The following is a 13,917-nucleotide window of genomic DNA, read 5'->3' on the forward strand; positions in this document are numbered from 1 at the left end:
ATAACAGAAGAAAAGGCCAGATGTAGCGACATCTCGCCCTTGAGAATTTATTTGTTAATCGGGAAGACCAAATCCTCTTGGTCATTATCGACCACAAACACCGCTAGTAGCTTTGCAGGTTTGGAGTCACTGCCATTCTTGCTGACCCCGTGACGGTCACCCGGTAATTCCGAAAAGTTTTCGCCAGCTTTGTATTCCTTGACCGGGCCATCGTTAACCTGGCTGAGGATCGAGCCCTCGAGTACGGTGGCATAAATAAATGCCGACTGCGGATGGGTATGAGCCTCCGAAAAGCCACCTGGGCCGTACTCGACCAGCACACCCTTAATGCTCTTGCCGGGAACGTTGGGCAGTTGGTGCTCATACACCACCGTGACATTCGATGCCGGCCCAGTCTTGGTGTCGTGGGCGGAAGCGGTGCAGGTGGAGAAGATCACACTGGCGAAAACCGCGATGCCGTGTCTTACCATTGGATTTATCCTTTCTAGGAATTCGCTCGGTGGTTACTTGCGTGGTGCCGTGGCGAACCACGTGTCGAAATCAATTGCGCCGAGGCGCGGGTTGGCGTCGCTGACCAGCGATCCATCGTCCAACCGTGCGCCGAAGTACCGCGCCTCAGGGTCTGGGACGACTTCGCGGCCATCAGCTTTCGCTTGCAGATAGCGCGCGACAAGCTCGTGAAGATGAAAACGCTCTGGCCCAGCGATTTCGACCACACCATTGACCGGAGCGGCCAAGGCGACGTCGGCCATGGCATCGGCGACATCGTCCGAAGCGATCGGTTGGACGAAAGCGGGTGAAAGATGAACTTTTCCACCCAGCATGCTTGATTGTGCGATGCCCGCCAGAAACTCCATGAACTGGGTTGAATGGACAATCGTATAGGGAATGCCAGCGTCTTTGATCAGCTTTTCCTGAACCAATTTGGCGCGGAAATAGCCGCTTTCCTGGAGGCGTTCGGTTCCGACAACCGACAGGGCAACATGATGTTTGACACCCGCTGTTCTTTCGGCTGCGAGCAGATTGCGGCCAGACGTTTCGAAGAACTCAAGGACAGCCCCGTCTTCAAACGATGGTGAGTTGGCGAGGTCCAACACGACTTCGGCGCCGATCAGTGCCTCTGCCAAACCTTCGCCAGTGATCGTATTGATACCGGTGTTAGGGGACGCGGCGATGACCTCGTGACCCTTCGCTCTCAGGCGTTCGGTGGTTTTCGAACCAATCAGTCCGGTCCCGCCGATGATAACGATTTTCATGATATTTTCCTTTGTCAGACGCGCTGACGTTTTTGTTCGTTGTTGGGGGAGCCGTTCGCCAGCCGCTCAGTTCAGGCCGGACTTCTCGAGACCATAGAGCTTGTCGGCAGAACCTGGCACCGACTTGAAAGCAATGCTGATGCGGTTCCACGCATTGATCGTCATGATCGAGAAGGTCAGGTCGGATACTTCTTTCTCCGAAAGCTGACCACGAACCCGCTCGTAGAGTTCATCCGGGATGCCGCCCGCGGGCAATTCTGTAAGCGCTTCTGTCCAGGCAAGTGCTGCGCGCTCGCGTGGAGCGAATAGGGTGGATTCGCGCCAGATTGCTACGTGATGTAACCGCAGTTCACGCTCGCCACTGATCTTGGCTTCTTTGATATGCATGTCGACGCAGAAAGCGCAGCCATTGAGTTGCGAGGCACGAATATTGACGAGATTGCGGATTGGCTGCTCGATCGCGCTATCCTTCAACGACATGCTGAGCTCAGAGATCTTCTTGAAAAATTCCGGGGACTGGGCGGCGTAGTTCAGGCGCTGTGACATAGTTATCTCCGTTATTAAGGACTCATAATATCCTTATGGATATAAAATATCCGTAATCACTGGACGTGCAATCAAAAGCTGCTTAAGCTGAACGCATAACGCTTATGCTCAGAAGTATGAGGGGACGGGCGATGGACGTGATTTGTGCTTTGAAAACGTTTGTGCGGGTCGTGGAAACAGGTTCTTTTTCCGCCGCGGCTCTGGACCTCGGGGTGACGCAGCCAGCCGTCTCGCGTCAGGTGTCATCGCTCGAAGCGCATTTCAGCATGCGTTTGTTACATCGGAGTACCAATGCGCTATCGCTTACAGTCGAAGGGGAGCAGATGTTGCCGATGGCGCTGAGGGCAATCGAGGCGGTTGAAGCGCTTGGCGAAACAGGGCCTCCCGAGGGAATGCTTCCTTCTGGCAAGGTGAAGGTCTGTCTCCCGGCGCCACTCGGCCTCTATCTCAGTAAGCAACTTCCAGCCTTCCTTGATGCATATCCGGCTTTGACGATCGAAATGACCTTCCGAGAAGAGGCGTCCGATTTGATAGGAGACGGGATCGACCTAGAAGTCCGGCTCGGTGAAATTACCGATAATCGTTTGATCTGCAGGAGGATCGGCTGGACGACTGCCTATCTGGTCGCGACGCCCGAATATCTTTCCGCACACGCTGCGCCCGTGACGCCCGACGAGATCCTTGGGCACAACATCATCTGTTACAGTCGCGGAGGAGAGGGACGGCTTTGGACATTTTTGAATGGTGCTGACTTGGTGCAAGTCAAAGTGGCTCCGCGGTTGATTTTCGACAATGCGACCGCGGCGCATCGCGCCACACTTTCTGGTGGCGGACTAGCTGTGCTTTCACATATTCTCTCCAGCCCAGATATCGCTGCCGGAAGGCTGGTCAATCTCATGCCTGATTTTCCGCCAGCGCGTCTGCCAATTAATGTCGTCTACGCGTCGCGCAGGCACCTTCCCCTTCGTGTACGGACAGTGCTTGATTTTATCATTGAAGCGGTGCGCTCCGATGCGCTGATGGGTCCGTGACAGCTAAGCGTCCGCCTAGTCTCGGTGCAGGCTGCAGTAGCGCGCAGGAGACTGTCCAACAACGCGCCGGAATGTGGCGGCAAAGGCACTGTCTGAGTTGTAACCGAAGGATTGAGCGATCTGTGACAATGACTCATTGCTACGACGCAGCCTTGCTGCCTTCGCATCCTACGATGATCTGCAACGTTGGTGGGAAACAATCGAGGACGCCGCCCAAAAGCCGAGCCTGGTGAACGCCGAGAACGGGCCGAAGCACGCAAAGGCACTGAGGAGGAAGCAAAAGCCAAGCGGCGGGCGAGGGAGCGACGCATACGTCGTTTGGCAGTACCAAGCGTGAACTCCCTCCCACCAATCGAGCGGCCGGTCTCAACACCGAGCTACGGCATCGGAGTCGTCATGCAAGTGACAGGAGAGCTTGTTGATCCAGCGGAGATCACTGAACATTACCCCGTACGGTCGAAGATTACGTCTGGGCAGCGCGGAGGCTCGCCACGCTCGAAGAACTCGTCAGCCCGTGGACGACCAAATCCGAGCCGGGCGAATATGAGCGTCTTCGTGGATGGTGGCAGCCAATGATGGGAGAACTGAGACATGCCAGACATGCCGCAAAAGCGAGAACAAGACGTGCACACAAACGCGGAACAGACCCTGCCGTGACGTGAGGGCCAGCTTGGCGCGACAGGTAAGTGAAAGAGCCCAAAGCCGACCAAATGAGCTGATCGGATTAAACTACTCGTTAGCCATACGACGACGGATGCCACCTATCTGTGTGTCACATTCACTTTTTGCCCATCGCGGTTCGTCGGTCTCAATCGGTACGCCCGGGACAGTAATCAGTTGGCATTTTCATTATTGACCACTCATCAATTGGTTCTGGAACTGCTGTTTCAAATCCATTCGAGGCGTGTGCTCACGTGGTGACGTTGCCAGTAGTACCGCAACGTACGTTCCAGCTTGAAGGCTCTGAGCGAGTTGACGCCACGAAGCCGGAACAAGTCCGACGCTGTTGTGTTCTCTTGTAGCTAAAACGACCGGTCAGGAGGTCAATGAATGAAACTAATTAGCCTTGCTTATGCTGGAACTCTGATTGGCCCGTGTTGATGAGTATTGTTGACCTCATTTGTGGGACAATGCTGACTGGCGTAGCCAGTGCGTGCGGTTACCTAGCAGCACGTCATTTTTGATAGCTGAGGCTTTTCTTAATTTCTGCATCGTCACCAATATAGTAGCGCAAAGCATAGGATGATTTAGGGACCTGCCGACGATTACAAACCTGCCTGCCCGCCACTCGGCGTTGGCTAATTCATCAAACCTAAGGAGAACATTATTATGGCAATACAAAAGAACGGTTCGGCTCACTGGAAGGGCGGCATCAAGGACGGAAAGGGCGAAATATCGACAGAGAGCGGCGCTCTTAGTTCGCATCCTTACGGGTTCAACACGCGCTTTGAAGGTGTCAAGGGAACGAACCCTGAAGAGTTGATCGGTGCAGCTCACGCAGCTTGTTTCACGATGGCCCTCTCCAAAATGCTTGGAGAAGCTGGATATACTGCGACCGACCTCGATACTACGGCCGTGGTCACCCTTGACAAGGCCGGTGACGGGTTTGCGATCACCGCAATCGCCTTGACGCTCCGCGGTTCTGTTCCAGGTGCCGATTTCGCCGCATTCAGCGAAATCGCGAACAAGGCAAAGGAGGGCTGCCCGGTTTCGAAGGCTCTGTCTGCAGTGCCAATCACTCTGGAAGTGTCTCTGTCATAACCAATCTCCTTTTTGACAGTGGAAGCCGGTATGAAGCCAGCTTCCACACTCTTCACTGGCGGTTTTGGATAATCCCGATTGAACGGGTTAATTTTCACTCGCTACGGGTAACGCTAAGTTCACGTCGCTCCCGGTCAGTCACGATTGACAGATCAAGTATTTTTTGGAGATTCGCGGCGTGACGAAACGTAGGGTCCGCCATCCCTCCGTCCATGACGATTGCCGCAAACTTTTCGTAGTTGGTGGGTACGGGCTCTACTTGGAGGTCTCTCCAGATGGCCTTGTCCACATCGTCGCCCAAACAACCGCGGAGCGTGGAGTAATCGGGAGTGTGAATGACTTCCAGGGCACCCTCGTCACCGTGAAGACGAAGACGCAGTTCATTTAGGTGACCGGTTGCCCAGCGTGTTGCGTGGATTACACCCATGGCTCCATTTTCAAATTCAGCCGTCATGGTGAAGCTGTCATTGGCATCCAGATCGTAGGCGTCTATTCTGTTGCCCTCATATTTATCGAAGGTCTTCAAGCGCGTGAAAATTCGCTCCACGTCGCTGCCTGCTCCGTACGATGCGAAATCGAGAATGTGGATGCCGACGTCACCGAGTACACCGTTAGAGCCATGTTTGGTGGAAAGACGCCACAACCATTTGCTCTCCGTCATCCAATCACCCCAGGCTTTGGATACAAGCCAGCTCTGAAGATAGGAAGCTTCGAGGTGCCTTAGCTTACCGATCCGGCCTTCCATCACCATCTGCCGTGCCGCCTGAAGCGGCGCGACGTCGCGGTAGGTCAAATTGACCATCCCGATAAGCCCCGCTGTTTCGGCAGCGTCCGCCATTTCCGCGGCCTTTTCGTAGGTTTCCGCCAGCGGCTTTTCGCAAAACACATGTTTACCAGCAGCGAGCAGCTTCAACGTCGTGGGGTGATGGATTGCATCCGGTGTGACGTTTGCCGCTGCGTCAAATTCACCCCAGGCCAACGCGTCGTCGAGCGATGTGAAGGTGAGTGGAATATTATGGCGCACGGCAAAGGCGCGAACGACGACGTCATCAACATCGACCGCCGCAATCAATTCCACTCCTGAGATCTGCGAGAAATGCATGACATGGCTGTTCGCCATTCCACCGGTTCCAAGAATAAGAAGCTTCATAATTGATTACCTGTAACCTGCTTCACCCGCTTTGTGCAGTTTGGGGCCCCGTTCCTCGATTGGCTCGGGTGCCTGATCGACGGGGACGTTCGGCGCATCGTGGATGGTCTTTAACGCGCCCGCCGGATTGTATGCCCACTTCACCGCATTGCCGATGACCTTCTGGACATTGGCGTCGTGATAGGTGGGGTAGGTTTCATGACCCGGTCGGAAATAGAAGATGTTCCCCGCGCCCCGTCGCCAGGTTAGGCCGGAGCGGAACACCTCACCACCCTGAAACCACGAGATAAACACCGTTTCTAACGGTTCTGGCACCGAGAACTGCTCACCGTACATTTCCTCGTTTTCAAGCTCGAAGTGTTCCGGCAGCCCGTTTGCAATGGGGTGACGGGGATTGATGGTCCAGATACGTTCGCGCTCGCCGGCCTCGCGCCATTTCAGCGCGCAAGGGGTGCCCATCAGGCGCTTAAACGGCTTGGAAAAATGACCGGAGTGAAGCACGATTAGGCCCATGCCTTCCCATACGCGTTTTACCACACGTTCGACGATTTCGTCCTCAACCGCTCCGTGATCCTTATGTCCCCACCAGATAAGGACATCCGTCTGATCAAGCCTTGCCTGGGGCAGGCCATGTTCATTTTCCTGAAGGGTGGCAGTGGTCGCAGTGATATCTGGGTGCTTGCTCAACGCATCGGCAATGGTGGAGTGCATGCCGTTAGGATAGATCGAGCCAACAGTTTCATTGATGTGCTCATGAATATTCTCGCCCCAGACGACTGTATTTATTTGCATTTAAATGTTCCTTGATGAGTTGGCAGGCAATTCGACTCCGGTAAAAGAAGGCTCGGTCGTCATCTCGACTAGTCTGTAGATTACTATAATTGGCCAGCGACCGTGAAACGTCGGTGTCCCGGCTGCTGGTCTTCCTGTACGGCCTACAAAATCCAAACTCAGCAGTTTACGATAAGTTCCGCAAACACAGGATCGGCAGACACCTGTGTAAAGGGTGTGCGGGTGCGGCTCACGTATGCTCAACTCATCCCTCTGTCCGGGCTGGAGTGCAGTCGCCTAACTCCGATAGCTGAGCCTCCGAACCGACTCTCAGAAGCTTATAATTTACAATAATCACTTTTGACCCAAACCCGTCATCTAAGAAGCGCAAGATGCCGAAGACGTACTCTAGATGGCCGCACCTGAAACTTAACCTCAGGAAGGAAATGCGTGCTTTATGGCAGCATCGTTAAATTTTGAAAGTATTGGTCTACAGTCTGCATATGTAAGCTTCAGAGCCAGCCGCTTTTACGGAAACGGTAGTAGAGGGTGCTGCACAAGACGATAATGACGCAGATGACAGCTGGATAGCCGAACTGCGATTTCAGTTCCGGCATATGTTCGAAGTTCATGCCATATATGCCGGCAATGGCTGTCGGAACGGCCAGTATCGCGGCCCAGGCGGCGAGTTGCCTGGTGATGGCACCCTGGCGTTGTTGTTCCAGCAAATTTGACGCTTCGAACACCGACGTCATGATTTCGCGCAGACCACCAACGAGGTTTTCAACACGACGCATGTGATCATAGACATCCTTGAAATACGGCCGTGCGTCGTCATCGACGCAGGGCATATCGAGGTGAGAAAGTTTGCCTGCCACTTCGGCCATCGGGCCAAGAATGCGCTGGAATTTGATGACCTGTCTGCGCATGCGGAAGATGCGCCTGATTTGTTCGGGCTGAAGGAAGGAGACAAGGACATGTTTTTCCATGTCCAACACCTTGTCCTCCAACGTTTCGACCATTGGGAGGTAACCGTCGACTATGAAATCCAGAATGCCGTGCAACACATAATCGGGGCCGTGGCTCAACAGCTTCGGTGACTGCTCGAGTTGACGCCGCAGGTTCTGGTGGGATCTGGCTGAACCATGCCGAACCGAGATCAGGTGGTGCCTGCCCACGAAGATGCAGGTTTCTCCATAAGCAATCTTTTCGCCTTCGAGATGAGCGGTTTTGGCAACAACAAACAACTGCTCGCCATAAATATCGACCTTTGGAACCTGCTTGCCATTGATCGCGTCCTCCACCGCCAGCGAGTGAAGACCAAACATCTTTTGAAGGCTTGCCATTTCCTCAACGCTTGGATCTGTCAGGCCAATCCATGCGAAATCGCCATCGCTTGCTTCGAAAACCTCACCAGTCAGCGCGATTTCTTCGGCACGCACACCGTTTCGGTAGAGGTAAGAGCCAACAACTGTCATGAATGGTCCGATCTAAACTGGCATGCTGGAATCGCGACGGGTATGCCATTGTGGTGTTTATGGCACAAAAACCTTGATTGCCTTTTCGAAAATAGCAAATTCGACAGGTGTTTGTGTCTTCAATTCGCCATCAAGGTTGACGGGGCGGGGTCTGCTCGTGCTGATCGTCAGTGCCTTGGTGGAAAAGGCGCGGACATCATGCCAGTTTCCATGAGTGCCTCGCCGGATCGCGGGCAACAGGCCAAGCAGGCGCCACCAATGGTCCACTTCCAGACTATAAAAATCGAGCATTCCATCCGTTGCGGTGGCGTCCGCATGCACAGACATGCCTCCGCCATAGAACCGGCCGTTTCCGACAGAAACCTGCAGGGTCTTGAGAGTTTCCACCTTTCCGTCGTGGTCGAGATCGGCGGTAAAAAGCTGTGACTTCGCCAGCAATTGGGCGGCAACGATTGCATACCCCAACTTACCCCACCGCTTCTTTGCATCCTGGGTCAGCGATGCCGCGAGGTCAGCACTGAAACCGATGCTGGCAACGTTGAAGAACGCATGCCCATTGGCTGTGCCAATATCCACATCGATGGTCCGGCCACGAGAAATCACCTCAATCGCTGCACGAAGATCCTGCGGAATGCCCATCGTCCGTGCAAAGTCGTTTGCTGTCCCAAGAGGTAGAACGCCCAAAGGCAATCCGGCTTCCAGCAAACCTGGTGCTGCGTTGTTGAGACTGCCGTCACCACCGCCAACAACAACCAGATCGACGCTGTCACTATGAGACGCGATAGCCTCCGACGTGTTTGTAAAATCCTGTGATGGTTCAACCACATCAAAGCCAGTCTGGAGGAGCAGTTGGCGTGCCTGAACAAGGCTATCACGCCCACGTCTGGCATGGGGATTAATCAGGAGTAGTGCTCTTTTGAAGCGTGTTTTTTCTATCATGGTCTCTATGCTCATGCGTTTCATATGTGTGGCGCACCACAAAACCGCAATGAGCACCGACGTCGTTGAGACCATCTACGCGATAAACTAGATGGCAACCTGCTCTCCCAACTCGATGACGGGTTAGGCGGAAGTGTTCCCGATATTGATATGGTGGAGGGATTAGCAGCACTCAATGAAAAGAGTGAGGAAGAGCACGGTGGACTTATGCATTGGATTTCGCGTTAGGACGCGATACTTGCTATTCCTAGATAGTGCGACTTAGCACCCTGGGTGTGAGATCGGTCCTGATCACACATCGTCGTCCGTGCATGTCGAGTCAGCATGCCTTCGACCGTTTGGGTAGCGTTGATTACGGCAGTGAGAGAATTTCGCCATTTTTGACTACTCATCAATCGACTTTGCGACTGCGGGTCGAATCCTTTCAAGGCGAAGAACTCGCATGCTATCTTGCGAGGTCTCCTCTAACGCTGGGGTTGCGCTATTGAACTTTAGCAGGATGAGCCAAGTTTCCATTCTGGGTCGCCTCAGGAAATCGAATGTAACCAATCGTCAGAAAACAACTATTTCGATTTTGACGGATTACTCACAATGGAAACGGGCTCTTGCTGATCAGGCAACCAACACGTGGTGCTATGGTCGCTGGCCTGATTGGCTCACTCGGATCGGCGATGGAAAGCTCCTACGTTCCACGCCCCGCAAGGGCGATCAGACGAGAACCTCGCAAGTCAGTCCTTTTCCTTTCAGTTCATGGCAGAAGGCTGTGATCGATTTGCGCAAGATTGCCTCGAACTGCAGAACCAAACGCGAGACAGGACGATTGCGGGAGTAAAGCATGGCAAATGTCAAAGGCACGTCTCGTTCGTAAGGTACTGCCACGACCTGCCCAAGCGGATCGAAAGGCAGAACCAGCGGATGCGCAAAGGCTATACCCATGCCGCATTGAACCATATGGAGGGAAGCGACCGACTGGTTTGTCGTCAGTATCTGGAAACTCTCGACTTCAGTTCTCAAGCTTTCCCGCAGCACAAAACCGGGGGTCGTCTGCGCGCCGTGAACAATGATGGTTTCATTTTCCAGATCACCTGCAGTGATGATGGGTTTTGAGGCAAGGGGATGTCCGACCGGCACAAGGCACACCATAGACATTCGGAGCAAAGGCTGGACGGCTACACCCGCCTCGTCCAGTGGCATGAACGCAAAGCCGATATCGCAATATTCCTGACGGATCTGCCTGACGACATCACTTGCGGTATAGACCTCAAGCCGCAATCTGACCTGACTGCGCTCTGCCCGAAAAGCTCCAAGTGCGGTTGGCAGGATTCTGGCCGTAAAGGACGGCACTGAAGCAATCGACAGTGCGCCCGCCCGCATATCCTTAAGTTCTTCGGCTTTTCCCCTCAACGTCGCCATTTGCGCAAAAAGCCGCTCCACATCCGGTAGAACATTATTTGCTTCGATTGTCAGACGCGTTCTGCCATTCGAGCGGACGAATAACGCAAATCCAAGCTGCGCCTCGAGTTCCTTTAGCGTCTGGCTCACTGCCGGTTGTGAGACCCGCATCAACCGCGCTGTTTCCGTTACGCTCTGGGTCCGGGCGAAGAGCCGGAACGTCTCCAGCTGACGTATCCCGAGGTTCATAATCTTTTCCTTATGTCACTATAGAGCTTTTGTATTAGTTCTAATGTTAAAACTCTGCAATTCTCAATCTCGGGAACATAAGAACATAAAGCAGGACCGGAACACGTTGGATAATATCCTTGAAATAAAAGGCCTTGAGGTCGACATCGCCATGAAGGCGGGCATTCTTCATGCCGTCCGGGGCGTGTCATTTTGCATCGCCAGCGGAGAAACCCTCTGCCTCGTTGGCGAATCGGGTTCCGGAAAGTCACTCACGGCACTTTCAATCCTTGGTCTTTTACCGCCAAACGCATCCCGCCGTACGAACGTTGCGACTTTTGTCGGACAGGATATCGCGCACTTGTCGGAACGGCAGATGCAGGATCTTCGCGGACGATCCATTGGAATGATTTTCCAGGATCCGATGATGGCCTTCAATCCGACAATGACGGTGGGACGGCAGTTGGAGGAAGTGTATCTGCGCCATATCAAACGGGACAAGAAAGCCGCCCGTGCGAAAGCTGTCGAACTGCTGTCGCGCGTTGGAATGACGGAGCCTGAAGGCCGGATGACGCAGTTTCCCCATCAACTGTCCGGCGGACTTCGCCAGCGTGCAATGATTGCCATGGCGTTGATGTGCGAACCGAAACTCCTGATTGCCGATGAGCCGACCACCGCACTCGACGTGACGATGCAGGCTCAGGTGCTGTCTTTGCTGAAGTCCATTCAGACAGGTTTTGGCGTCTCCATTCTGTTCATCACCCACGATCTTGGGGTGGTGGCGGCGATTGCCGACAGGGTTGCCGTCATGAAGGCCGGGCAGGTCGTGGAAATTGGTGACGTCTACCAGGTTCTGAAAAGCCCACGCGACGATTACACCCGAGCGTTGATTGCCGCAGTTCCGAAAGCCAAGCCGCTAATTGCGGCACAACGAAATGTCATTGGGAGTGTTGGTCATGTTTGACAAAGCCCGCAACATTTCCATGGAAACTGCGATGGCCACCCGCGAATTCGCGATCAAAGGCAAGAAGCAGCCGTTTGTCGCAGTAAATGAAGTCAGCCTCAGGTTGTACGAAGGGGAATCGCTTGCACTCGTCGGAGAGTCCGGTTCCGGCAAAACAACACTTTCGCGCATGATGCTAGGACTTCTGGAACCCACACGGGGCGACGTTCAGGTCTTCGGGCGTGATATTTCGACTTATTCCCGTTTGCAGCTTGCGGCGCTGGTGCAGCCGGTTTTCCAAGATCCCTATGCCTCCCTGAATCCGCGCAAGCGTCTCTTGGATATTATATCGATGCCGCTTAGGGCGGCACGCAAAGTTGGTCACGATGAAACGCGGCATCGTGTTGAAGACCTGTTACGCAAGGTTGATCTTCCTGTTTCCTTTTCCGAGCGGTTTCCACACGAACTTTCCGGAGGTCAGCGTCAGCGTGTTGCGATTGCGCGTGCGCTCATCAATCAGCCACGAATCCTTGTCTGTGATGAGCCGACATCGGCGCTCGACGTCTCAGTACAGGCCCAGATACTCGAGCTTCTAAAAACACTTCGGGTAGAGATGAACCTCTCCTACCTAATCGTGACCCACAATATCGGTGTCGTAGCCGAATTGTCCGACCGTGTGGCCGTCATGTACAACGGGCGTATCGTTGAGGATGGTCCTGTTGACGATGTTCTGTCGTCACCCACTCACGACTACACCAGACGGCTTCTCTCGGCTGTTCTGCCGGTGGACCCGGATCTTGCTCGACCGCTCGTGTCGCCAGATTTTATTCCTCCCCAAACCAGCATATCTTGAATCGGAGATACTCCATGTTGAATTTAGCTCGAAAGAGTACCCTTGCTCTTTTTGCTGCAAGCATAGCCTTCATGCCTGTAGCTGCTTTCGCTGGCAAAGATGACGATACCCTAGTTGCCGCGTTCCAGGCCAAGCTCCCAAGTCTGGACCGCTATCATTCGCCTGGCCGCGAGGGATTTCTGCTTGGTTTGCTTGCCTATGATGCGCTTGTTTATCGCGATCCGAATACCTTCGAGCTGAAGCCCTTGCTGGCGACTGCGTGGAAGCAGGTGGATGACAAAACCTGGGAATTCGACCTGCGTCAGGGCGTGAAATTCCACAATGGCGATCCGATGACCGCCGAAGATGTTGCCTACAGTTTCATGTATGCCGCCGAGCCTGCAAATAAGGTCTTCAACCGTATGACCGGTGGCTGGATTGAAAAGATCGAAATCGTCGATCCTTTCAAGGTTCGGGTGGTTGGCAAGCAGGTAACACCTCTGGCTCTGGAATACATTATTCAGCTCCCGATTGTACCTAAAAAATACCGGGAAAGCGTTGGCTTGCAGGGATTTGCCGAAAAGCCTGTGGGTACGGGTCCTTACAAGATCAGCGGCGGTAGCGGCAACGATGTGATCTTCACACGTAATGACGACTACTTCGAAGGCGGTGGCAAGAACAAGCCGCACATCAAGACCTTGGTATACCGGGCAGTTCCGGACGTGAACACACAGGTTGCCGAGCTCATCAGTGGCGGCGTTGACTGGGCTTATTACATTCCGGCTGATCAGGCCGATCGCCTGAAGATGATGCCGATGGTGGATGTGGTGAATGCAGACACTTTCCGTATCGGCTTTCTTACTCTGGACGCTGCTGGCCTTTCCGACGCGAAAAGCCCTCTCAAGGATGTTCGTGTTCGCCAGGCTATCGCTCATGCGGTTAACCGCGACGCCATGGCAAAGTCGCTGGTTGGCGGGGCCTCCAAGACAGTCCCTTCGGCGTGCACTCCATCGCAGTTCGGTTGCTTTGCCGATGTCACGCAATATGGATATGACGTCGAAAAGGCTAAAGCTCTGATGGCTGAAGCCGGTTATGCGGATGGCTTCGATATCGATATCTACGGTTATCGCAGCCGCCCTGTCGCAGAGGCCATCATCGGTTATCTCGGTGCCATTGGCATCCGTGCGAACCTTCATTGGCTGCAGTATTCGGCCGTCATCCAGCAGCGTCGCGATCACAAGACTCCAATCGTCATCGATGACTTCGGTTCGGCGGGTGTGAATGACGTGGGCGCCATCCTGCCGTTCTTCTTTGCTGAATCCCCGGATGATCAGTCGCGTGATCCAGTCGTGACGCAGGCGGTGAAGGATGCCGGTGCGATTGCCGATCCTGAAAAGCGCAAGGAGCTTTATGCAACCGCTCTGAAGCAGATTGCAGATCAGGCCTATTGGGTGCCGATGTTCAGCATGCCGGTCAACTATGTGACGGCAAAAGATGTGACGGTTCCTGTTCCGGGAGACGAGAACGTCGAATTCTGGCGCGCCACTTGGAAATGATTATCTTTCCGCTCCGGCGCCACGACTGCCGGAG

Annotated in this window: 14 protein-coding genes; 5 read left to right on the forward strand and 9 right to left on the reverse strand. The window is 54.0% G+C overall.

Annotation, left to right across the window (positions count from 1 at the left end; translation table 11 throughout):
- Window positions 1-47: 47 nt before the first annotated feature.
- From IB237_RS17285 to IB237_RS17295, 3 genes are all read right to left on the reverse strand, one after another.
- Window positions 48-470, reverse strand: a complete 423-nt coding sequence (locus IB237_RS17285; RefSeq protein ID WP_192489947.1) for a cupin domain-containing protein — start codon at window positions 468-470, stop codon at window positions 48-50.
- A gap of 33 nt (window positions 471-503) precedes the next feature.
- Window positions 504-1,256 (reverse strand): SDR family oxidoreductase, encoded by a 753-nt coding sequence (locus tag IB237_RS17290; RefSeq protein ID WP_192489948.1) that lies wholly within the window; start codon window positions 1,254-1,256, stop codon window positions 504-506.
- Window positions 1,257-1,322: 66 nt separating this feature from the next.
- Window positions 1,323-1,802: a carboxymuconolactone decarboxylase family protein gene (locus IB237_RS17295; RefSeq protein WP_192489949.1), complete on the reverse strand. Its 480-nt coding sequence runs from the start codon at window positions 1,800-1,802 to the stop codon at window positions 1,323-1,325.
- Window positions 1,803-1,933: 131 nt separating this feature from the next.
- Here IB237_RS17295 and IB237_RS17300 point away from each other — a divergent pair, with 131 nt between their 5' ends.
- Window positions 1,934-2,833, forward strand: coding sequence for a LysR family transcriptional regulator (locus tag IB237_RS17300; RefSeq protein WP_192489950.1), 900 nt, complete (start codon window positions 1,934-1,936; stop codon window positions 2,831-2,833).
- Window positions 2,834-2,848: 15 nt separating this feature from the next.
- Here IB237_RS17300 and IB237_RS17305 read toward each other — a convergent pair whose 3' ends face one another.
- A complete protein-coding gene (locus tag IB237_RS17305) occupies window positions 2,849-2,962 on the reverse strand; it encodes a hypothetical protein (RefSeq protein ID WP_246788043.1) in 114 nt (37 codons plus the stop codon).
- A 1,200-nt stretch (window positions 2,963-4,162) separates the two neighbouring features.
- Here IB237_RS17305 and IB237_RS17310 point away from each other — a divergent pair.
- On the forward strand, window positions 4,163-4,594 hold the full coding sequence (locus IB237_RS17310; protein ID WP_192489951.1) for an OsmC family protein: 432 nt from the start codon (window positions 4,163-4,165) through the stop codon (window positions 4,592-4,594).
- Between the two features lie 94 nt (window positions 4,595-4,688).
- Here IB237_RS17310 and IB237_RS17315 read toward each other — a convergent pair whose 3' ends face one another.
- The 5 genes from IB237_RS17315 to IB237_RS17335 all read right to left on the reverse strand — a co-directional run bounded on the left by IB237_RS17315 (window position 4,689) and on the right by IB237_RS17335 (window position 10,573).
- Complete coding sequence (locus tag IB237_RS17315; RefSeq protein ID WP_192489952.1) at window positions 4,689-5,744, reverse strand: Gfo/Idh/MocA family protein; 1,056 nt, start codon at window positions 5,742-5,744, stop codon at window positions 4,689-4,691.
- A gap of 6 nt (window positions 5,745-5,750) precedes the next feature.
- Entirely contained in the window at window positions 5,751-6,536 is a 786-nt protein-coding gene (locus tag IB237_RS17320) for a ThuA domain-containing protein (protein WP_192489953.1), read from the reverse strand.
- 491 nt (window positions 6,537-7,027) lie between these two features.
- Complete coding sequence (locus IB237_RS17325; protein WP_192489954.1) at window positions 7,028-7,993, reverse strand: magnesium and cobalt transport protein CorA; 966 nt, start codon at window positions 7,991-7,993, stop codon at window positions 7,028-7,030.
- A 57-nt stretch (window positions 7,994-8,050) separates the two neighbouring features.
- Window positions 8,051-8,932: a lipid kinase gene (locus tag IB237_RS17330; protein ID WP_192489955.1), complete on the reverse strand. Its 882-nt coding sequence runs from the start codon at window positions 8,930-8,932 to the stop codon at window positions 8,051-8,053.
- Window positions 8,933-9,640: 708 nt separating this feature from the next.
- Window positions 9,641-10,573 (reverse strand): LysR family transcriptional regulator, encoded by a 933-nt coding sequence (locus IB237_RS17335; protein ID WP_192489956.1) that lies wholly within the window; start codon window positions 10,571-10,573, stop codon window positions 9,641-9,643.
- 106 nt (window positions 10,574-10,679) lie between these two features.
- On the opposite strand from IB237_RS17335, the gene IB237_RS17340 reads away from it, so the two are divergent.
- Genes IB237_RS17340 through IB237_RS17350 form a run of 3 tightly spaced genes read left to right on the forward strand, consistent with a single transcriptional unit; the run spans window position 10,680 to window position 13,883 of the window.
- Window positions 10,680-11,516 carry an ABC transporter ATP-binding protein gene (locus IB237_RS17340; protein ID WP_246788045.1) on the forward strand — a complete coding sequence of 279 codons (837 nt, stop codon included), beginning with the start codon at window positions 10,680-10,682 and terminating at the stop codon, window positions 11,514-11,516.
- Window positions 11,509-12,348, forward strand: a complete 840-nt coding sequence (locus tag IB237_RS17345; RefSeq protein ID WP_192489958.1) for an ABC transporter ATP-binding protein — start codon at window positions 11,509-11,511, stop codon at window positions 12,346-12,348. The genes IB237_RS17340 and IB237_RS17345 overlap by 8 nt, the downstream gene beginning before the upstream one ends.
- 14 nt (window positions 12,349-12,362) lie before the next feature.
- The gene (locus tag IB237_RS17350; RefSeq protein ID WP_192489959.1) at window positions 12,363-13,883 is read left to right on the forward strand and encodes an ABC transporter substrate-binding protein; all 1,521 of its coding nucleotides are present in this window, start codon (window positions 12,363-12,365) and stop codon (window positions 13,881-13,883) included.
- The last annotated feature ends 34 nt before the right edge of the window (window positions 13,884-13,917 follow it).

This window comes from Agrobacterium sp. AGB01, assembly GCF_014851585.1.
GTDB lineage: Bacteria > Pseudomonadota > Alphaproteobacteria > Rhizobiales > Rhizobiaceae > Agrobacterium.